Here is a 21,152-nt window from a genome sequence, read left to right as displayed (position 1 = left end):
TAGCTTACTTAACACGTTTAAATAAATAAAAATAAACATCGTATAAGCTATCTAGGAAGCTCTAGGAGCGCTAAACGTGTTTAAAATGAATACGAGTACGGAAAAGAGATAAAAAGCTTTTTAGAGGTACTTTTTCGATACTTTTGAATAGAGGTATGATGAAATATAATCAAGTTGGAATCGATACTATACGTTTTGATGTCACTGAACAGGGTTTTCGGAAGTGGCTAAAGAAGCATGGTTTTAGGAAAGTGAAAGTAGAAACAACTCCTTTGACTAGCAAAACGTTGCAAAGGAAAATAGAACAAGATAAATCTATTAGAGTGGTAAAAATCAATAGTAGTTATCCTAATAAATTGAGTAATGATCTGATTGTGGGCAAAGCAAGCAAGAAGCGATATTATAGTATCGAAATAGCAGGATTGCATCAGCCGACAAATGGAAAATTAGCTAAAGAAACGTATGAAATTATCGCAGAATTGATTAATAAATATCTGATTGAATCGGTAGATTATGCAATTGATTTTTTAGCACAAGACAATGAAATAATGAATGATAAGGAAGCTATAGCAAGGGCTTTATCATCAGAAATAGCAGGAACTTTCGATACTTCAACTTATTTTGTCGTAGGGGCTGATTACAGTGATGAAGCTGATCCTATCGGTGGAGCATGGAAGAAAGATTCTGTACTTTATTGGAAAGCCCAAAAGGAGATGGCAAAAGGTAAAAGTGGCTTAAATAGCCTTTGGTATCGGCTAGAGTTACGGATAGATAATGATACTGGGTTTAGAGAACCTCATCATACAAAGCCTAAGGCATGGAATAAAATGTTTTTGTCAACTTTAAAAGACTACGTTATCAACAGTACACCGATCAGCGATGTAGTCAGTTCTATGTCTCAAACGGATGAAGATTATGAGTTTTTAAACGAGCAACTAAAGTATTTTTTTGAGGGTCGGTCTCTACGTTACTATATGGGATAGTATATACTCTATAGGGGGAATAGCCCTAATAAAAACTCATAGAATACTAATGGTTTATATTACATTAGGAGTTTTTGTTATAAAAGGCAAAACCAAGTAATCTTGTAAGCCCATTGCCCACGTCCTTAGGGCTTCTTTTTTGAGTGTAAATTAAATGTATTTATATCGAGCATATACGTGCTTTTTTAACTTTACTGAGTTTATCAGCCTCTAATATCAACTAATAGTTTTTTCACATAAAATCCATTTGGCATTTGAATCATGTCTTTTCTGCAAGAATACGCTGTCGCATTCTTGAAACACCTGAAAAATAATGTATTTAAACTTTATAAGTATATATGTCGCATTGTAAATGCTAACTATCTCTAGTAAAATATATAACACTTATGAATAAGCTAACTCTTAATCTTTGTGTTAAGCAGTAATTCTATTAATATTAGTATAGGTAAGTATATAGAAGTATATTCGTTTGTTACACATAAGTTACATTGGAAGAAAAAAACAAAAACTTAAAGAGAGATTTTTCCAACCTATAAAAAGGCTGGAAAGCACCTAAAATAGGTTACTAACAGTGTCCGCCACCGCAGCAAGAAGAAGCTTCTTCTACAGTTACTTCAACTGGAGTAGATTCCCAAACACCGTGTTTTGTACAGTATCCGTGTGCTACTAACGTTAATTTTTTGCTTGTCGGCACAATATTGAATGTCACTTCCGCATGATTTTTTTCATTTCCGAGTGTTCCAGGGATAAAATCAGCACGAGCCAATAACGTTTCACCGTTATAGAGCGCAATGTTTGCAATGTAATGATCAAAATCATCCGGATGAGAATATTCATTTCCCATTTTAACGGTTACCGCAAATTTTTCCCCTTTTTTTGCGTTTGCTGCACAGTGGATAAACGGTGAATGACGATCAATATAATCTTTTTTCGCTTCGCGATCTACTGTACTGATGTCGACATAACGATTGATTGTTGGCATGTTGGTTCCTTCGTGAATTTAAATTTATGATGGGGTATTGTACTGCGCTAAACTTTTAACTTCTCCTAAATCAGATATTTTATCTCTGAATTAATTTTTTCCAAAGCAACAGCGATTTTTAACCATCTAATGGGTAAAATCGGGACTTTAAAAATGTATTGATGGATATAAACAATGTTAAAACCTCTTTTGATTGAAATCGGTGTTGAAGAACTCCCGGCAGTACCACTACTCAAAGAACTCAGCGAAATAGAAAAAAAATGGGTCACGGTACTCGAAAAAAACGCTCTTGTCGGTGAATTTGAGTTCTACTACACACCTCGCCGCTTGGTATTGTGGCACCGTGAATTCAAAACTCGGCAAGATGACCGTGTGGAAGAGTTTTACGGCGCTCCAGTTGAGATTGCAATCAAAGACGGCGTTCCAACTCCTGCGGCTTTAGGCTTTGCGAAAAAATGCGGTGTTGAATTCGATCAACTGAGCCATGCCGAAAAGGGTGGTAAAGAGGTTCTCTATTACAGCCGAACAGTCGAAGGACGATCCAGTTCAGAGATTTTAGGGGAGATGATTGATCAGTGGATCAAAAGCCTTAGTTTCGGTAAGTCCATGCGCTGGGGATCGAATCAAGAGAGCTTTATCCGCCCGATCCGCTGGGTGAACGTAACACTTGGCGAAGAATTGGTCGATATGGAACTCTTTGGTGTCCGTTCATCATCTGAGACCTATGTTCATCGCATCAGTCATTTCGAAGCGAAAAAAGTTGACTCCATTCAACACTATTTTGAGCTTCTCAAAACTGGATCGGTTGATCTATATCCGCAAAGCCGCCGAGAATCGATTTTAAATGCATTTGCTACTTTAGAAAAAGAGCATGGTATTACCATCGAAGTGGATGAAAATTTGCTTGACGAAGTCGTCGCCATCACCGAACATCCGACACCTCTGCTCGGAAAGTTTGATGAGAATTTCCTTGAACTCCCTCCGGAAGTCATCATCACTTCGATGAAAGAACACCAACGCTATTTTCCGGTCTTTAAAGACGGGAAATTGATCAATGCCTTTGTCGTTGTCTCTAATGCGCTGTGTGAGGATTTCAGTAAAGTCATCGAGGGGAATGAACGGGTTCTTCGACCACGTCTTTCCGATGCGCTCTTTTTCTACCGAAACGATCTCAAAAAAGGCCTTAGTACGGCTGGACTTGAAAAAGTCGTCTTTATGAACGGCTTAGGAACGTTGGCAGAGAAAATCAAACGCGAAAAAGTGGTTGCATCGACGATTGCAAATCTCATATATGATAATATTAATCCTGACCATCTAGATCGAGCCATGGAGTTCGCAAAAGCCGATTTGATGTCTGAAATGGTTTATGAGTTTACGGAACTACAGGGGCTAATGGGGCATTACTACGCCTTGGCACTCGGTGAATCTGCCGAAGTCGCAACAGCTATCAAAGAGCAGTATCTTCCAAGCGGTGAAGATAGTGCACTTCCATCTACGATGCTCAGTGCGATCGTTGCTATGGCAATGAAAGTCGATACTCTCATCGGTATGTTTAGCATCGGTGAAATTCCGACGGGTTCACGTGATCCGTTCGCACTTCGCCGAGCCGTCAACGGAATCATCAAAATTGCGGTAGCCCATCAAATTCCACTCAACTTCTCTACCTTGATCGATCAACTTGCATCACTTTATCCAGAAGGTAAAGAGTATAAGAAAAATATCGAGACCTTTATTATCGAGCGTCTCGGCGGAGCCTATGTCGGTATCAATCCATCCATTATCCAATCGGTTGTTGCAAAAGATTCACACGTCGATCTCGATATTCTTGATATCGATAGCAAAATTCGCGCCGTTGCTGCTATTGCATCATCCGATTCATTTATCGAAGCATTCTCTACTTTTAAAAGGGTAAGCAACATTCTCAAAGACGAAGCGATGGACAAAGGGTTCAATGTCGACGAATCCTTATTTGAAAATGATGCCGAACGTACACTCTTTGCATCAGCCAGAACAGCTATCGAAGCTGATTATGCAACTCTTGAAGAACGTCTGGATGCGTTGTTCGCTCTCAAAGCACCGTTGGACAACTTCTTTGACAACGTTATGGTTAATGCCGAGGATTTGAGCGTCCGTACCAACCGCAAAGCATTGGTCGGAATGATCTACGCCGAGATTTATTCGATTGCTGACATCAAAAACATCACCTTATGATGTTATCATCATCGGTGCGGGGATAAACGGCTGCTGTAGCGCCTATACTCTCGCACAAGCAGGGCTAAACGTCGCCTTGATCGATCAAGACGGTATCGCATCAGGTGGAAGCGGAGCGGCGGGTGCCTTTATCTCGCCAAAAATTTCCAAAGCGGGTAACCTCAAAGAGATCATGCTGGATGCCCACGCCGAAGCACTCAAATTTTATACGGCTCATTTCCCTACGTATACCCTTGTAAAACCGCTCCTTCATATCGCTAATAGCCCAAAAGAGGGTGAAAAAGTCGAAACCTTCAAACACGAAACCAACTTAAAGCACTCTACCATTCCCCATAGCATCCAAACGCTTCTGAGCGATGATGCTCAAAATAGTTCTAGTATCTATTTTGACATCGGTGCCGTCGTTGACGCACAGGGAGTCTGTCATGCAATGGCGGAAGGAATCGATTTTTATCCACTCAAAGTCGAAAGTCTAATCCGCAAGGATGACATGTGGCAGGTTGGAGATCTGATGGCTAAACATCTCGTTCTCACCATAGGAGCCTATCCAAAACTTCTTCCGATTGATTATGTCGGTTTACGGGGGATTTGGGGACATCGAATCGATATCGAAACCGCTGCACACATCCCGTGTATTCTCCATCATCATGTCTCGATTTCACCGACATTAAAAGGCGGAGTAGTTGCCATCGGTGCAACACATGATGTCCATTATTCGCCTTTTAGGGGTGAACCTTATGACGTGGAGGAGGGGAGAGCACAACTGCTTGAAAAAGCTTCAAAAACGTTAAAATTAAATAATATTAATATTCTTGACGACTATATGGGGTTGCGATCAGGTTCCAATGATTATCTCCCGATGTTAGGGGCTCTGGTCGATGCAGATGCAACATTGGAAAAATATCCCCGTATACGGCATGGTGAACGTAATGACCCATCGGAATATATCTACTATCCACATGTGACCATGATTAACGGCTCCGGGGGATACGGATTTGTCCTCGCACCTTATCTGGCTAAACGTTTAAGAGATTTTTTGATTGAAGGAAGAGAGATGGATCCTATTTTATCACCATCACGTTTTTTTCCCCGTTGGGCAAAACGTCAGTCGTAAACAACTACTCCATAGTTATCATCGATACGGTAAAAACGTGAATCTGCCGTGATAATCAACTCATCCAGTCGGGCCATATGAACATAGCTTTTTTTCCCGATTTTAATTCCATTTTCGAGAAAAAACCGTTTCAGATTGACAAATTTAATGTCGTTGACAAATTTGTATTCGAACTGATTGTAAAGACGCATTTTTTTATAGGCAAAAATATGACTGTCAATACCGAGCTGGGTAGCGGCGTATTGAGTCGGTAAATAGCCGCTGAGATCGGTCAGGTCCTCTTCTATGTGGGCATACTTTTCCGGAAGGGTGTGTTTTTCAAGAAAAACATAGCGATTGAGTTTTATATGACGGGTGTTGTTCCAATATTGATAGGCCGGTGATGAAATATCGAGCTTGGTATAAACCTCTTTCCAGAGCCAGTGTTTATCAAGCGTTGAATACAATAGTGTCGACATCATTATTCATCATGGTCAGCATTGTTAAACGCTAAACGGCGAGCATACATAAAACGATTTTTATAATACCCTTTTTCGATCGAATCGTATTGAACTCTGCCTGCGGCATAGGATGCATGGATAATTTGACCATTCCCTGCATAAATCGCTACATGTGAAGGATCCGATTTATATGTACGATAAAACAGTAAATCTCCCACTTGCAGTTCATTCATACTCACACTTTCGCCGAATAAAGCTTGTTCCGTGGCGCTGTGCGGCAGCTTAATGCCAAATGATTTGTAAACTTGCTGTGTAAAGCCTGAACAATCGGTACGATCACCATCTTTATCTCCAAAACCATACGGTGTTCCCAAAAATTCTTTTGCACGTGCCAGTACTCTTTCTTTTGCCGTTTTGAAATTTTTAACGATTTTTTGAGGTGTGTTTTTAGGGGTATCAGCCATTTTCTGATCTTCACTGCGTACAATTACAGTTTCTTTAGGTTCAGGTTTATTAACGACTAAAAATGCTTTGTCATCAACACCGATTTTATCGACATCGATTTTTGTGTTTTTCAACACTTTTGCCGGTTCGGTAAGTGCTATAGGTTTAGGAGTTTCAGAAGATTGAGTTTGTTTTAGGGGGAGAGATTTAACGAATTCTTCTTCTGTCTTTAGCGAGTCATTAACTTTTTTTACTTCTCGTTCATATTCTAAAAAGAGAGAAGGCTCACGCCTCGATGTATCTGCTTGAGCAGCTATGGTGAGTAAAACCAGTGATAAGACTGTACGTTTTATCCGCATTAAACCTCCTCATTATTCTGCTTTTAGGTTATTATAGATTAAAAAGCTTTAGTTTTTTTTATAACCCTCAACTTTAACACTTTGTTATGGTACACTTTCTTCAAAAACGAATGGAAAACAACCTATTTATGAAAGAAGCTATCGTACTCTTAAATATGGGCGGGCCCAATAATCTTGGTGAAGTTCAACTCTTTTTACATAACATGTTCAACGATCCCTATATCATTCGGACGAAAAGTGCTTTATTACGCCGATTTATTGCCAAAATGATTGTTCTCACACGAACCAAAAAATCGCAAGAAATCTACAAACAAATAGGAGAAAAATCTCCTCTGGTAGATCATACACGTTCATTGTGCAGCCATTTGTCACAAGCGATCGGAAATAATATTGTTGTCGATTTTGTCATGCGCTACACACCGCCAATGGCAGATGAAGTGTGCCGTCGATTAAAAGATCAAGGGATTCAAAAAGTATATCTCATCCCTTTATATCCCCAATACTCTTCAACCACAACGCAATCTTCACTGGATGATTTCGAATTGAGCGCCCACCGAATCGGTTGGGATGTCATCATGACAGAGATCAAACACTTCTTTTCTCATCCAACCTATAACCGCTGTCTCATTGAGCGAATCAAAGAAGCGTTAAGCGGAGAAGCGGCCAATTCGTATGACATTATCTTTTCCGCCCATGGATTACCTCAAAACATTGTCGATCAAGGTGACCCGTATCAGCGCCATGTGACCGCACATGTTGAATTACTTAAAACAATGATGGAAGAGAACGGTTTAAATTTTAATGCAATACATTTAGCATATCAATCCAAAGTAGGGCCGATGCAGTGGCTTGAACCTTCATTGGAAACCGCGTTGCATGATCTAAACAATAAACGGGTCATTATTGTTCCGATTGCCTTTACGATAGACAACTCCGAAACCGATTTTGAGCTCTCTATAGAATACGCCGAAGTAGCCCAACATTTGCAGTTTGAAAGTTACCGTGTATGCCGATGCCCCAACGATCACCCCTTATTTGTCCAAACTCTTAAAGAACTTTATGAAAAAATGAGCTAAAGGATGAGTTGTGTTTAGTATCGATTTATTGATTATCATCGTTCTCATGTCGCTTATTTTTTTGCGACATACCGTTGTTTATAAAGATCCGACTAAAATCAATTATGCACATGTAGTACTCGCTCTTGGGACGATTGGAGCTATGCTTCATTTTATCCTTAGCCCTACGAATGATCTTAGTATCATCAAAGAGTCTCTTTTATCACTCTGTGTTGGGGTTTTACTCGCTTCAGTCATGAGCATTATGAATCAAACCATTGCTAAACAAGAAATATACTCGCATCACGTTCGCGTTAATGAAATCGGAGATGAATTAGCCCAATTGAACGTATCAATCATCACATTGCAGGATCGAATCAATTTAGTAACTCAAATGGAGAGTTCAATCCACGACCAAATACGGAGTGTTTTTAAAGAAGAGTTTCAAGCGCTTGATACCATACAATCGAACCAAAAATTCTTTATACCAAAATTGGAAGCACTTCTTCTTCAACAACAGACTGCAATGAACAAATTTGAAGAATTTACCCTTTCAGAACTTCCAAGCTTGGATAATGTCGTCCATCGCCATATCGATATGCTACGGATAGCTGAACAAGACCACTTCAATCAGCTCAAACAAGCTGCCCAATCAAGCTGTGTTGAACAAAAAGAGTTTCATTCAAAAATAGAAGCACTGCATGATCTTTTACATCAACTGGTTCAACGCAAAACACCGGAATACACTATCTCAGTGATACAAAAAGAACTTGATAAAATCGTTCATGATTTTTCTCATCATCTGCAATCGCTTGGAGCAAAAAGCGAAACGATCGTTACGTCCTTGATGGAAAATGATGCATTGTTAAAAGGTTCTCGAGAGCAAAGCGAACTTATCATGCAGCAAATGGTTCTCTCCTCCAAACAGATGAAAGAGATGAGTGTTCATTCCAAAGAACTTTCAGATTCACTCCTCCCTCTAAGCCGTTTATTCGATTCAGCACAATCACTCTACAATGAGTTTGTGCATGCAAAAGGCAAACTCAATGAGCTTATCATCACGATCGAATCGTACGAACATCAAGAACATCGTGCTATTCGACAAAACCTCGAAGAAGTGGCATCTGAGGCGATCGCACAAATGAAACTGTTGATAGATCAGATCCATACGAAAGAGGCTCCCCTCAAAGAATCACTTGCTTTACTTGAGACGAAAAATGTTCAAGAGCTGGCGAGCAAAGTTAAACTACACAAAAGCTATTTGGGAGAAAATCAAGAATAAAGACCTTATAATGACAAAAAAATAAGGTTTGATAACAATGGTTGAATTCTACGAGCTTCTGGATGATGATAATGTACCGTATCGGTGCGACGTAGAGTTGGACCTGTTGGACGAAGCACCGCAAGAAGATCGTCCGTCTCTTCTTTGGCTTTTTATTAAAGCTGATACGGACAACAGCACGTTGGAACCATTTTCAGACGATTTGATTTCCACCTTACAAGAGTCTCTTGACGCTGTATTTGCCGGACGGGTCATAAAAGACGGATGGTCAGAATTTTACTTTTATGCTCCACAAGCAAAGCGCTTTGAAAATGTGAGTTCCGATGTTATGAACAGACATGGGGGATTCGTTTACGAACGAGGTGTTTCCAAAGATACGAAATGGGAGATGTATCTCGATAATCTCTATCCTGATCCTTATGGAATACTCAGTATCCAAAACCGCCATACGATTGCCGCTCTTCTGGAAGCGGGAGATGATCTATCTATTCCGCGTGAAGTAGAACATTATCTTTTCTTTCAAACTAAAACATCGATGGAACGGGCTGTGGCACAGCTGGCTTCACACGGATATGAAATCAAAGAGTATGTAAACGATGATGAAAGCGACTATGCCTATGGGGCAGTTCTAACCAAAATCGAATCAATCACACCTGAAGTTATTTCAGATATTACGACATCACTCTATGAATCCGCTATCCAAGAACACGGTATATATGAGGGATGGAGTACAACGATGGGAGAGAACACACATGGCGCTGAATAAACCGAAATATACCCTTTTTAAAAATACACGGTATGCTTTGGAAGGGTTAAAAGAGGTAAGTCAAAACGAAAAATCTTTTCGGTTGCAAATTCTTTTGTTTATTGTCGGAATGATTATGGCATGGGCTTTGCCTATCTCTTTTGTTCAAAGCTCTATCTTAGCCGTTTCGTTATTTATTCCTCTCATGGCTGAGATGATCAATAGTTCAGTTGAACGTACGGTCGATCTAGTCACCTTCGATCACCATGAACTTGCGAAACGGGCCAAAGATGCAGGTGCCGCTTTGGTTTTTCTTTCACTTAGTATGTTAGCGTTGATTTGGGGACTTGTTCTTTACAATGCATTTTGTATGTAACATTCTCGTAAGAGATATTTGCTTATAATAACCATTATATTTTATCAGAGGTTTTGACTATGGCAACTGCACTTATTATCGGCGCCGGCGGAGTAGGGCGCGTCGTAGCACATAAATGTGTTATGAACAACCAAATTTTTGATCGTATTATTTTGGCAAGCCGTACTCTCAAACGGTGTGAAGAGATCCAAAGTGAACTCCCTGCAGGGGCAATCGAAATTACCACAGTGGATGCGGACAAAACAGAAGAGGTTATTGCTCTCATCGAAAAATACCAACCGACGATTCTGATCAATGTCGCATTGCCGTATCAAGATCTTACAATCATGGATGCATGTATTGCTACCAAAACCCCATACCTCGATACCGCAAACTATGAACATCCGGATGAAGCAAAATTTGAATACAAGCTCCAATGGGCGCGTGATGAGAAATTCAAAGAAGCGGGAATCATGGGATTACTCGGAAGCGGATTTGATCCAGGTGCGACCAACGTATTTTGTGCTTATGCTCAAAAACACTATTTTGATGAGATTCATACGATTGACATCCTTGACTGTAATGCAGGCGACCACGGCTATCCGTTCGCTACCAATTTTAATCCAGAAATCAACCTTCGCGAAGTAAGTGCAAAAGGTCGTTATTGGGAAAACGGTGAATGGATCGAAACAGCTCCGATGGAGATCATGCAAGTATGGGATTATCCAGAAGTAGGACCAAAAGACAGCTATCTCCTTTATCATGAAGAGATGGAATCTCTCGTCAAGCACATCAAAGGGCTCAAACGTATTCGCTTTTTCATGACGTTCGGTCAAAGCTACCTTACCCACATGAAATGCCTTGAAAACGTAGGTATGCTCGGTATTGAACCGGTCGAACACCAAGGTATGAAAATTGTTCCGATGGAATTTTTGAAAACATTGCTTCCAGATCCGGCATCACTTGGTCCACGTACGAAGGGGAAAACCAATATCGGTATCGTTGCCGAAGGTTTAAAAGACGGAAAAAAACGTAAAATTTATATCTATCAAGTCAAAGACCATGAAGAGTGCTACGCCGAAGTAAAATCTCAAGGGGTATCATATACGACAGGTGTACCTGCAGTTATCGGAGCAAAGCTCATGGTGCAAGGCATTTGGAATGGTCAAGGTGTATTTAATATGGAACAACTTGATCCGGATCCGTTTATGGATGAGATGAATACCCAAGGGCTGCCTTGGAATGTCATCGAGATGGAGTGTTAAAACACTCCCATCAGTAATTCATAAGGTAATTTCGAAGTATACCTGCTGTATAATATTTATTTAATTCAAACTTATACCAGGTAGACTATGCTAAAACCCCTTTATTCCCTCTCTTTGGCACTCCTTCTCTCAAGTAACTTTTTGATCGCAAACGACATGCCAAATATTTGCAGCCGTGATCAAAATATGAATGAGTTCACTATTTTGAGCTACCACGAGATTGCAGACAAAAGTGAAACTTTGGATTCAAGTTATGCCGTTACTCCTGGTAACTTTGAACAACAAATTCATTGGTTGATTGAAAATGGATATCATTTCATTAGTGTTAATGATATTTTGGCCTACCGTAAAAAGGGAGTTCCTCTTCCTCAAAAAGCAGTTTTACTCACATTTGACGACGGATATCAGTCTGTTTACGCCAATGCATATCCTGTTCTAAAAAAATATAAAATCCCTTCGGTAATAGCTCTCGTCGGAAGCTGGCTACAAGCAAAAGAAAACGTTGATTTTAACCGGCATATTATCCCTCGCAATAAATTTTTGAGTCAAAACGAGATCAAAGAGATGATTGCAAGCGGTCTAGTAGAAATCGCAAGCCATAGTTATCTGTTTCACGAAGGGATACAGGGGAATCCTCAGGGGAATATGCAAGCAGCCATAACCACACGTCGCTGGTTAAGTGACAAAAAAAAGTATGAAGATGAAAAAACCTATAAACAGCGTATACACAATGACTTGGAAAAAAACAACAAATTTTTAAAACAATATACAGGACAAGAACCTCGTGTGATGGTTTGGCCATACGGACGTTACAACATGGAAGTCCGTAAAATTGCCGAAAGTTTGGGAATGCCTATCGGATTAACACTTGATGATGGAAGTAATACGCGCCTCACTCCGCTATGGGGATTACGACGAATTTTGGTAGAACATCGTATGAATCTGGGGGATTTAGAGCACAATATGCGTACGCGAAATCTCAACTTTACTGATGATGATCGTACAACCAAAGCAGCACACATCGATATAGACTATATTTATGATCCAAATCCTGCGCAACAAGAGAAAAATTTAAATATCCTTTTAGAACGCATTAAAACGTTAGGTGTCAATACCGTGTATTTGCAAACATTTGCCGATCCGGATGCCAACGGTGCTGCGGATTATGTCTATTTTCCAAATCGCAATATCCCAATGCGTACCGATCTCTTTAATCGTGTAGCTTGGCAAATTTCAACAACAACACAAGTTAAACGTGTCTACGCATGGATGCCGATGATGGCGTGGGAACTTCCAAAAAACAACCCTGCAGCCAAAGATACTGTCGTAACTTTGCAAGTTGATCCTACGCATCTCAATATGGGATACCCAAGATTATCTCCATTTTCTCCAAAAGCACGTAAAGTGATCAAAGAAATTTATGAAGATTTATCCAAATCTGCTTATATTGATGGAATTTTATTTCACGATGATGTAACTCTCTCAGACTTTGAAGACGATAGCAAATCAGCACATGCCCAATATAAAAAATGGGGGCTTTCTGAGAGTGTCACTCAAATCCGCGCCGACAAAAAACAATTTGCAAAATGGACACGGCTCAAAACCGAATATTTAGATTCTTTTGCTATGGAATTGGCACAAATCGTTAGAAATGAACAGCCAGGACTTAAAACGGCGCGAAATATGTATGCACAAGTTGCTCTGAATAAAAACTCAGAAGAATGGTATGCACAAAGTTTGAGTGAATCCATCAAACATTACGACTATACCGCTATCATGGCAATGCCGTATATGGAAGAAGCAGAAAATCATCAAAAATTTTATGATGATATTGTGAAAAATATCAAGCTTGAAGAATGTGGTATGGATCGGACTGTTATGGAATTGCAAACCGTCAATTGGAGAAAAAACAATGAACCTCTCCCAGCTAAAGAACTAGAACATACTATCAACCATCTCTACAGTTTGGGTGTTCATCATATCGCTTATTATCCCGATACTATCTATACCAATACACCGGATGCAAATATGATACAAAAAGTTTTTTCCTCAAAATCGATACGTATGCATAGCAAATAAAAGGGATCGTAATGACTTTTGAAGTTTTTTGGCATTTGCTATGGCATACTCTGTTGGGGTATGTTTTTTATTATCCGCTGTTTATGTCCAGTTTATGGATCGTAGGGGCGATCTTTTTTTATTTCAAAAATGAAAAACCCTATTCTAAATATACGATTCCACCCCTCAGAGACAATGAAACATGGCCTGGTGTGAGTATTTTGATCCCTTGCTATAATGAAGGGGAAAATGCCGTAGAAACAATTACCTATGCCCTCAATGTCAAATATCCTGAATTCGAAGTTATTGCTATTAATGACGGTAGTAAAGACAATACCCTGGAAATCTTACTGGAATTGGCAAAAAATAATCCAAAGTTAAAAGTTGTCAATCTTGCTGAAAATCAAGGCAAGGCACTAGGGCTCCAAGCCGGTGCGCTAGTGGCAAAATACGAATATTTGGTCGGTATTGACGGGGATGCCCTCATTGATGAGTATTGTCTCTACTGGATGGCTAAACACTTTATCCGTTATCCTGCAGTAGCCGCGGTAACAGGAAACCCGCGTATTCGAAACCGTACAACGCTATTAGGTAAAATCCAAGTCGGAGAATTTTCATCTATTGTCGGTATGATCAAGCGTGCACAGCGTAGTTTTGGCCGTTTGTTCACCGTTTCAGGGGTCATAACCGGATTTAGAAAAGCGGCTGTTCACGAAGTAGGATACTGGAGTCCGGATATGTTGACGGAAGATATCGATATTACATGGAAGCTCCAACGAAACGGTTGGGATGTTCGTTTTGAACCGCGTGCACTCGTCTGGATTCTTATGCCCGAAACGCTCAAAGGACTTTGGAAACAGCGCTTACGTTGGGCTATGGGCGGTGCTCAAGTTATGCTCAAAAACTTTAAAGTACTGTTCTCTTACCGCCAAACCCACCTTTGGGGGTTAATGACTGAATTGATGCTTAGTACCGTCTGGGCATACAGTATGCTTTTGGTCTTTACGGTGTGGTTGATCAGTCTCTTTTTTCCTATAGGTTATTTGATGCCAGATCATTCTCCGATTCTGCCGGATCAGACCAGTGTTATTTTGATCGGTGCATGTCTGGTTCAATTTGCGGTCAGTAAATGGTTGGATGGACACTATGACAAAGGGCTTGGAAAAAATTATTTCTGGATGATTTGGTATCCATTTGCGTACTGGTTGCTTAATTTGTTTACAGCAGTAACGGCTCTTCCAAAAGTATTGTTAGGTAAAAAAGGGCGAGCTCGATGGGTTAGCCCGGATCGCGGTGCACATCAGCAATTAAAGAAAAAAGGATAATACGTCTATGGAAACTTTAATTATCAACAAACGCCGTGAGCTCCCAAAAACAAAAAGAATCTTATGGGACATCGTAACTCTTTTTTTATGGATAGGTTTTATCTACCTGTGGAAGCCGGTATTTCATGTATTTTATAGAATTATTACGTTGGATGCGCCTGCGGGAGAGATATCCGACTGGATTTTTGATGAAATCCATAGTGTTACCTTTAGCCATGCCGTTTATATGCTCATTGGAACACCTATTGTTTTGTTTATATTGTCTCGGCTTAGTCGTCATCAAGCTCCAAGCGAACATTTAATCTACCATTCAACCGATTATTCAAATTATTTTCAGATTGATGAGAATAAACTAAATGAGTGTTCGAACAGCCAACTTGTCACTGTCTATCATGATGATCATGGACATATTCTCGACCTCAAAAACAATATCGAGCTCAATTCCAAATAATCTCTCACGGTATACTTCTGTATACCGTATCACCCATTTGATTCTCTAAAGTAACATTTTATTCCTGCTTTATCGTATAAAAAATATATCACATACACCATTGGCAATTTTTTAATATTATTTGTTTATTATTGCTCATTCGTATTAATCATACTAAAGGGATTTGATGTTTAGCCGTCATTATCAGATTGTAGATACTTTACATGAAAATACCTCTACCGTTGTTCATCGTGCTGTTCGCTCAAACGATGGAAAATCTGTCATTATAAAAATGCTGAAACCGGGTGAGATCAATGAACACAGAGTATCACAATTTATGAATGAACAACAGATACTTTCTCAACTAAAATCATCCAAAATCGTAAAACTTCTTGACATCATTGCAACTCCATCAGAATATCTGCATGTCTTTGAAGATATAGGAGGAAGTTCTCTCTACGATATTTTGTTAACCCATTGTTTCTCCGTCAGTGAAGCACTGAATATTGCAATCAAAGTTGCTGAGGCACTCAAAATCATTCATCAACATCACATTATCCATGCAGATATCAATCCAAAAAATATTATTTACAATCTTGATACAAAAGCGCTGCAAATCATTGATTTTGGATACTCGGTACTCGACAATCATTTCAAATATAACAGCGATAATGACGTTGGTACTTCCGGCAATCTCATGTATATGTCACCGGAACAAACTGGAAGAACAAAGCAACGCATAGATCTTCGAAGTGATTTATACAGTTTTGGCATGAGTTTATATCATCTCTTTTCGAATCACGCTCCCTTTGAAGCAAAAGATCGGTACGAATTGGTTCACAAACAAATTGCTCTTCGCCCTGTACCGATTGAATCCATTATAGAAAATTTCCCTCTCGTATTATCCTCAATTGTCACACGTCTTACATCAAAAAAATCCGAAGATCGCTATCAAAGCGATGATGCGTTGATCTATGATTTAAAACTTGCACTTCGCACATTAACCCGATCAGGTCAAATTGCTTACTTTGAAATCGGTACGCATGATCAACCGGCGCTACATTTTGGCAGTTCGCTTTTTGGGCGTAATGCACAATTAAAGGTCTTAGATAATGCTATCCAAAACATTTCGCTTGGACAAACTATTCGTCTTGTCGTATCAGGGGTAGGGGGAGTTGGTAAAACCCGTTTTATCGAAGAAGCATTACATCAATTAAGCCGTAAAAATGTCCGTATATTAAAAGGAAAATTTGAGCAAAATCGATCATCTCACCCCTATTTAAGCTTCAAACAACTTTTTCTCCAATTGAAACAAATGTTATTTTTATCTTCCTCTAGAAAACGCACCATACATTTGGATAATCGAAGTTCTTACATTTTAAGCCACTATTTTCCTGAGTTGCGCGATCTATTTTCTAATAAATCAACCCTTGATACTGTCACAACGGATGATATCCGTCATCAGCTTCCTTATGCACTGGGAGCTTTTTTAAAACAAATCGTGATGGATAATTCGCCTCTTGTCATTTTTATCGATGATCTGCACTGGGCAGACAGTGCCTCTTTGGATTTAATCCAGAAAGTAATTCTAGAATCAGAAATCCCTAATCTCCATTTCATATTTAGTTATCGATCCAATGAGATCGAAATGAATCCAATGGCGGCAGAAATTGTTCAGACGATTCGAGAAAATCGTTCGGAAGAGGTCTATTTCTTTGATCTTGAACCACTTACACAAAAAGAGATGCGTGAAATGTTCCATTCACTGCTGGGCTCTATGGACAAGGATATCGATCATCTCGCTAACCTCATCCACAAAAAAACCGAAGGAAACTTCTTTTATATTAAAACATTTCTCGAAAATTTGATGGAAACCAGCGCAATTACGTATAAAAACGGAAAATGGATTTTTGATCTTGAGCATATTTCCAGCTACAGTTCGATTGTTAATATCTCTGAGATCATTCATACAAAATTTTCTGAGCTAAATCACAGCGAACAATACTATTTATACTATCTTTCTCTTCTCGGAAGCCGATTTGATACTGAACTGACATTTCGATTGATGAAAACTCTAAAATATCCAAAATCCATTATGTTGAATCTTGAATCCAAAGGATTTATTGAAATTTATAATGGTTATTATCAATTCTCTCACGATATTATACAAAACCATATCATCCAATCAATACCTGTCGCTTCATTAGTACAAATACATCAAACAATAGGAAAATTTCTCGAAAATCTCTACAAAACAGGTACATACACTGACATCATCAATATCGTATCGCATCTCAATAACGGTTTCGCAAAAAAAGAGTGGGATAAAAAGAGTTTAAAACTGAACCTCATCGCACTCAATGAAATGCTCATGAGCGGCTCCTATGCGTTAGCTTTGAGTCAATTACGTGCTCTGGAAACAAACAGTGCATTAGAGAAAATATATCTCCTCACACTAGCAGATCAATTTGCGTTCAAAGTGATTCGAATTAAAATCTTTTATCTCAATACCCACCATCAAGAGGCGCATTCCTACTTACAAACATTGATTCATGAATCCCGTACAACAACGGAAATGACAATCTGTTTTACACTTTTTAAAGATTTATGTGTCACAAAAGGGGAAGGGTTTGAGGATCTCTTATTGTTTGGAAATAGATTGCTCAATCAATTTGGTATTGCAGCCTCTTGTGATGCCAATCAAATTGTTCAAACGGTCATTCAACTCAAAGAGAGCATTCAACATCATCTCAAGAAGCATCACACCGATATAATAACTGCGCGTCCAAATCTTACCGTTAGATCCAAGCAACACATCATTTCTATTTTAGTCGAATATTGGGAAGCTGCTTATTATCTTGCGAATATTGAATTAATGCAATGGGCCTATCTATCCATTATCGATATCTCTTTGCGCTATGGACATACAAGCGGTTCTGCTTTCGGTTATGTACTCTATGGAGCTCAGATGATCAGCGAAGGTCGATACAAAGAGGCCTATCGTTTTGGTGAGTTTGCATTGAAACTCAATCAAAAATTTGCCGATGTGTCGATGCTTCCTAAGATATACAATTTTATGGCAAATTTTATTAGCCCTTATACTAAGCCCTTTACACATAATCTATCTTTGTATCAAAAAAGTCTTCACCAATCAAAAATGAATGGCGATATTGTTTTTGGAACATGGGCCAATTTTTTAATGCATTTTAGCGATTATCTCTCAGGAAATTCGCTAGAAACACTGCAAGAAAATATGCGAAATGAATCTAATTTTCTTCTCAATTCAGGCGATAAAAAAATGATCGCGATTTTTGAGATACTCCAATCTACGATTCGAGTCTGGCAAGACAAAGATAACCACGATGACATTCATGAACAAGCGGCGATTAGTCTATGGGAAAAAGAGAAGTTTTACCCCGCTTTAGCATGGTATGGAATCATTAAAGCACAAACATGCTGGATAGAGGGAGAAATAGATCTAGGATTGGAATATCTTCACCGTTATATCTATACTGATGCCAATGAAGTGATCATGTTTCCAAAACTGAGACTTCATCCGCTTCGTGCACTTCTTCTACTCGGTAAATCGAGCCCGCTTACATACGATGAGACATTGATACTGCAGAAAGATTTGAAACAGTGTGAGAACTACGCTGTCTCATCGCCCAAAGAGTTTAAATTTTGGAAATTACTCATTCGAGCTAAAAGCGCAAAAAATGCAAAAAATTATTGGGATGTTGCTAAATATTACGATGCAGCGCTAAACGAAGCAAGAAAAATGGCCAATCCATTTGCCATTGCTGCGAGTGCTGCATGTACAGGACGTTTTTGGAAATCCAAAAATTTTGAGGATCTCAGCCAATTTTATTTTAATGAAGCACTTGTAGGGCTAAATCAGTGGGGTGCTTACGGTGCCGCTGAACGTATCAAAGATCAACTCCGGTTCAACCGATCACAACCTGTAGAAGAGTTTGGCTATTCATCAAACAGTTCACTCTTGCGTTCTGAACCTTCGAATTATCGCAGCTTGCTCAAATCATTCTATGCACTTTCCCAAAGCATGGAAAAAAAACAACTTCTTCAAACATTGATGCAAATTATTTTGGAGAATGCAACTGCCAGCAAAGGTGTCTTGATCTTAAAAGAAGAGAACTCTTTTTATACAAGTGCACAAATCTATTTTAGAACCGAAAATATTGAACTGCATCACATACTCTTCCATGAGACAGGTTTCTTGCCTCTCCTTTTTATTAGCGAAGCGATTGAGACCAAACATAAAGTATTTCAAAATAGCCCAGCTGATAGCGGAAAATTTCAGTATGATCCTTATTTTATTGCTAATAAGCCCGCATCATCTATGGCCATACCAGTCCTGATCGAAGGGGAAATACTTGGTATTCTCTATCTTGAAAATCAAGAGATATCTACCCCATTAGACTCTAATTCCCTTCAAACATTACGATTGCTTTTGGCTCAAGCCATTATTATTTATAAAAATGCACTGTTGTATGAAAATCTCAAAAATAATGAAGAGAAACTCAATAAGGCGCAACAAATCTCACATGTAGGAAGCTGGCAATACGACAGTGTCAGCAACAATATAATCTGGTCTGCTGAAACGTATCGTATTTATGAGATGGAACCGTTTTCGAGAGCGATAGATAATGAGTGGTTTTTTGCCCATCTCCATCCTGATGATACCGATCTCATTCATCATGCCGTCGAAAAAGCGTTCAAAGGGGAACGGTATTACGACGTAACACACCGAATTATCACTGCCAAAGGCAACATTCGCCTCGTACATCAGCGTGCGGAAGTGTTTTGGGAAGATGACCGGCAAAAATTTTCCGGAACCATACAAGATATCACCGAGATAAAACGGACCGAAGAGATCATTAATCGTCTATCTCAGGTCGTAAACCAGATTCCTCTATCAACCATTATTACCGATCCTGATGGGATCATTGAATACGCCAATACGCATGCTTCGAAACTAACCGGCTATTTCAATACAGAATTGATCGGACAAAAAATGAGTTTATTCAACTCCGGAATTCATCCGAAAACTTTTTATGAGGATTTATGGAATACCATCCATAAAAAACGATCTTTTTGGCGCGGCACAATCATTAATCGAATGAAAAATGGTGATATGAGAGACTGTGAGTGTACTATTTTTCCGATCATTAATGACGAAGACAAGATCATTAATTTCGTCACCATCCAAGATGACGTAACAGAACGAAACATGAAAGATCGATTATTTCTCATGCAGACTCGTCAGGCACAAATGGGTGAGATGCTCAGCATGATTGCCCATCAATGGCGCCAACCATTGACCATTATGAGCGCATTAATGAGCCGCCAAAAAATCAATATTATGCTTGAACGCTCAAGTATTGATGATATTCTCAAAAGTTTTGATGATGTAGAGATACAAATTCAACATCTCTCGCAGACCATTACCGATTTCAAAGACTTTTTCAAACCCGATAAGCAAATGGTTAAAACAAAAAATTCTACGATTATCAAAAAAACGCTTGAGCTTGTTGAACATACACTGATGAATAAAAATATCCAAATTCAAATCGAACATGCACATGACAAAGAATACACTACGTATGAAAATGAGCTCATTCAAGTTGTACTCAATCTTATCAAGAATGCCCAAGATGCGTTCGAAGAACGATCAATTCATAACCCAACGATCAAAATCACAACCGATCAATATAATGGCTATAATTTAATCCAAGTCGATGACAACGCAGGCGGAATCGCAGTTGAAATCATCGATACACTTTTTGAACCTTATATCTCTACCAAAAAAGAAAACGGCACCGGATTAGGATTGTATATGAGTAAAACAATCATCGAAGAACACTGTCAAGGTACTATTACCGTCCAAAATACGGATACGGGTGTATCATTCAAACTCCGTTTTCCTCTTCATCACTCTCTTTAGTCTTACCTCTCGTTTTTGGATAAGACTCTCTTTCGCATCGATAGTGTAATAATTTTGTAATTCAGCTTCCAAAACAATACTTTGAGATTGTTTTGTGATTTTTTGATATTAAACTTCTTGCAATTCGAGAGAATGAAATTAA

At 39.1% G+C, this 21,152-nt stretch carries 15 protein-coding genes; 12 read left to right on the top strand and 3 right to left on the bottom strand.

The genetic code is table 11. The features are described 5' to 3' along the window. The first annotated feature begins 158 nt into the window (after positions 1–158). A complete protein-coding gene (locus CJD30_RS09090; protein WP_294918471.1) occupies positions 159–983 on the top strand; it encodes a hypothetical protein in 825 nt (274 codons plus the stop codon). Between the two features lie 565 nt (positions 984–1,548). Here CJD30_RS09090 and CJD30_RS09085 read toward each other — a convergent pair. Next, entirely contained in the window at positions 1,549–1,965 is a 417-nt protein-coding gene (locus CJD30_RS09085; protein ID WP_294918470.1) for a class II SORL domain-containing protein, read from the bottom strand. Between the two features lie 174 nt (positions 1,966–2,139). Between CJD30_RS09085 and glyS the strand changes: the two genes are divergently transcribed. Next, positions 2,140–4,176 carry a glycine--tRNA ligase subunit beta gene (gene glyS / locus CJD30_RS09080; protein ID WP_294918469.1) on the top strand — a complete coding sequence of 679 codons (2,037 nt, stop codon included), beginning with the start codon at positions 2,140–2,142 and terminating at the stop codon, positions 4,174–4,176. Then, positions 4,148–5,290, top strand: a complete 1,143-nt coding sequence (locus tag CJD30_RS09075) for an FAD-dependent oxidoreductase (RefSeq protein WP_294918468.1) — start codon at positions 4,148–4,150, stop codon at positions 5,288–5,290. Before glyS ends, CJD30_RS09075 begins: the two co-directional genes overlap by 29 nt. Here the strand turns inward: CJD30_RS09075 and CJD30_RS09070 are convergent. Beyond that, positions 5,281–5,748, bottom strand: coding sequence for a hypothetical protein (locus CJD30_RS09070; RefSeq protein WP_294918467.1), 468 nt, complete (start codon positions 5,746–5,748; stop codon positions 5,281–5,283). The two genes, CJD30_RS09075 and CJD30_RS09070, sit on opposite strands and share 10 nt — an antisense overlap. A 2-nt stretch (positions 5,749–5,750) precedes the next feature. Beyond that, positions 5,751–6,533 (bottom strand): C40 family peptidase, encoded by a 783-nt coding sequence (locus CJD30_RS09065; RefSeq protein ID WP_294918466.1) that lies wholly within the window; start codon positions 6,531–6,533, stop codon positions 5,751–5,753. 128 nt (positions 6,534–6,661) lie between these two features. Between CJD30_RS09065 and hemH the strand changes: the two genes are divergently transcribed. The 9 genes from hemH to CJD30_RS09020 all read left to right on the top strand — a co-directional run bounded on the left by hemH (position 6,662) and on the right by CJD30_RS09020 (position 21,010). Beyond that, positions 6,662–7,609, top strand: a complete 948-nt coding sequence (gene hemH, locus CJD30_RS09060; protein ID WP_294918465.1) for a ferrochelatase — start codon at positions 6,662–6,664, stop codon at positions 7,607–7,609. Positions 7,610–7,619: 10 nt separating this feature from the next. Beyond that, positions 7,620–8,870 (top strand): hypothetical protein, encoded by a 1,251-nt coding sequence (locus tag CJD30_RS09055; RefSeq protein WP_294918464.1) that lies wholly within the window; start codon positions 7,620–7,622, stop codon positions 8,868–8,870. Between the two features lie 37 nt (positions 8,871–8,907). Beyond that, positions 8,908–9,636 carry a DUF695 domain-containing protein gene (locus CJD30_RS09050; RefSeq protein WP_294918463.1) on the top strand — a complete coding sequence of 243 codons (729 nt, stop codon included), beginning with the start codon at positions 8,908–8,910 and terminating at the stop codon, positions 9,634–9,636. Next, positions 9,623–9,991 (top strand): diacylglycerol kinase, encoded by a 369-nt coding sequence (locus CJD30_RS09045; protein ID WP_294918462.1) that lies wholly within the window; start codon positions 9,623–9,625, stop codon positions 9,989–9,991. The genes CJD30_RS09050 and CJD30_RS09045 overlap by 14 nt, the downstream gene beginning before the upstream one ends. Before the next feature lie 59 nt (positions 9,992–10,050). Continuing rightward, positions 10,051–11,235, top strand: a complete 1,185-nt coding sequence (locus CJD30_RS09040; RefSeq protein WP_294918461.1) for a saccharopine dehydrogenase family protein — start codon at positions 10,051–10,053, stop codon at positions 11,233–11,235. Between the two features lie 87 nt (positions 11,236–11,322). Continuing rightward, positions 11,323–13,314 (top strand): poly-beta-1,6-N-acetyl-D-glucosamine N-deacetylase PgaB, encoded by a 1,992-nt coding sequence (gene pgaB / locus CJD30_RS09035; protein WP_294918460.1) that lies wholly within the window; start codon positions 11,323–11,325, stop codon positions 13,312–13,314. A gap of 11 nt (positions 13,315–13,325) precedes the next feature. Then, a complete protein-coding gene (gene pgaC / locus CJD30_RS09030) occupies positions 13,326–14,618 on the top strand; it encodes a poly-beta-1,6-N-acetyl-D-glucosamine synthase (protein ID WP_294918459.1) in 1,293 nt (430 codons plus the stop codon). 7 nt (positions 14,619–14,625) lie between these two features. Further along, a complete protein-coding gene (pgaD, locus tag CJD30_RS09025; RefSeq protein WP_294918458.1) occupies positions 14,626–15,069 on the top strand; it encodes a poly-beta-1,6-N-acetyl-D-glucosamine biosynthesis protein PgaD in 444 nt (147 codons plus the stop codon). Between the two features lie 166 nt (positions 15,070–15,235). Continuing rightward, the gene (locus tag CJD30_RS09020) at positions 15,236–21,010 is read left to right on the top strand and encodes a protein kinase (protein WP_294918457.1); all 5,775 of its coding nucleotides are present in this window, start codon (positions 15,236–15,238) and stop codon (positions 21,008–21,010) included. The last annotated feature ends 142 nt before the right edge of the window (positions 21,011–21,152 follow it).

Origin of the sequence: Sulfuricurvum sp. PD_MW2 (assembly GCF_002633015.1) — a bacterium.
GTDB lineage: Bacteria > Campylobacterota > Campylobacteria > Campylobacterales > Sulfurimonadaceae > Sulfuricurvum.
The sequence above is the reverse complement of the archived record's forward strand: the minus strand, read 5'-3'. Positions and strand labels throughout refer to the sequence as shown.

Excerpts from the sequence above, each read along its gene's own strand:
- CJD30_RS09040 (WP_294918461.1), top strand. The coding sequence starts at position 10,051 with ATGGCAACTGCACTTATTATCGGCGCCGGCGGAGTAGGGCGCGTCGTA.
- pgaB (WP_294918460.1), top strand. The coding sequence starts at position 11,323 with ATGCTAAAACCCCTTTATTCCCTCTCTTTGGCACTCCTTCTCTCAAGT.
- CJD30_RS09070 (WP_294918467.1), bottom strand. The coding sequence starts at position 5,748 with ATGTCGACACTATTGTATTCAACGCTTGATAAACACTGGCTCTGGAAA.
- pgaC (WP_294918459.1), top strand. The coding sequence starts at position 13,326 with ATGACTTTTGAAGTTTTTTGGCATTTGCTATGGCATACTCTGTTGGGG.
- CJD30_RS09065 (WP_294918466.1), bottom strand. The coding sequence starts at position 6,533 with ATGCGGATAAAACGTACAGTCTTATCACTGGTTTTACTCACCATAGCT.
- glyS (WP_294918469.1), top strand. The coding sequence starts at position 2,140 with ATGTTAAAACCTCTTTTGATTGAAATCGGTGTTGAAGAACTCCCGGCA.
- CJD30_RS09020 (WP_294918457.1), top strand. The coding sequence starts at position 15,236 with ATGTTTAGCCGTCATTATCAGATTGTAGATACTTTACATGAAAATACC.
- CJD30_RS09085 (WP_294918470.1), bottom strand. The coding sequence starts at position 1,965 with ATGCCAACAATCAATCGTTATGTCGACATCAGTACAGTAGATCGCGAA.
- CJD30_RS09090 (WP_294918471.1), top strand. The coding sequence starts at position 159 with ATGAAATATAATCAAGTTGGAATCGATACTATACGTTTTGATGTCACT.
- pgaD (WP_294918458.1), top strand. The coding sequence starts at position 14,626 with ATGGAAACTTTAATTATCAACAAACGCCGTGAGCTCCCAAAAACAAAA.
- hemH (WP_294918465.1), top strand. The coding sequence starts at position 6,662 with ATGAAAGAAGCTATCGTACTCTTAAATATGGGCGGGCCCAATAATCTT.
- CJD30_RS09050 (WP_294918463.1), top strand. The coding sequence starts at position 8,908 with ATGGTTGAATTCTACGAGCTTCTGGATGATGATAATGTACCGTATCGG.
- CJD30_RS09045 (WP_294918462.1), top strand. The coding sequence starts at position 9,623 with ATGGCGCTGAATAAACCGAAATATACCCTTTTTAAAAATACACGGTAT.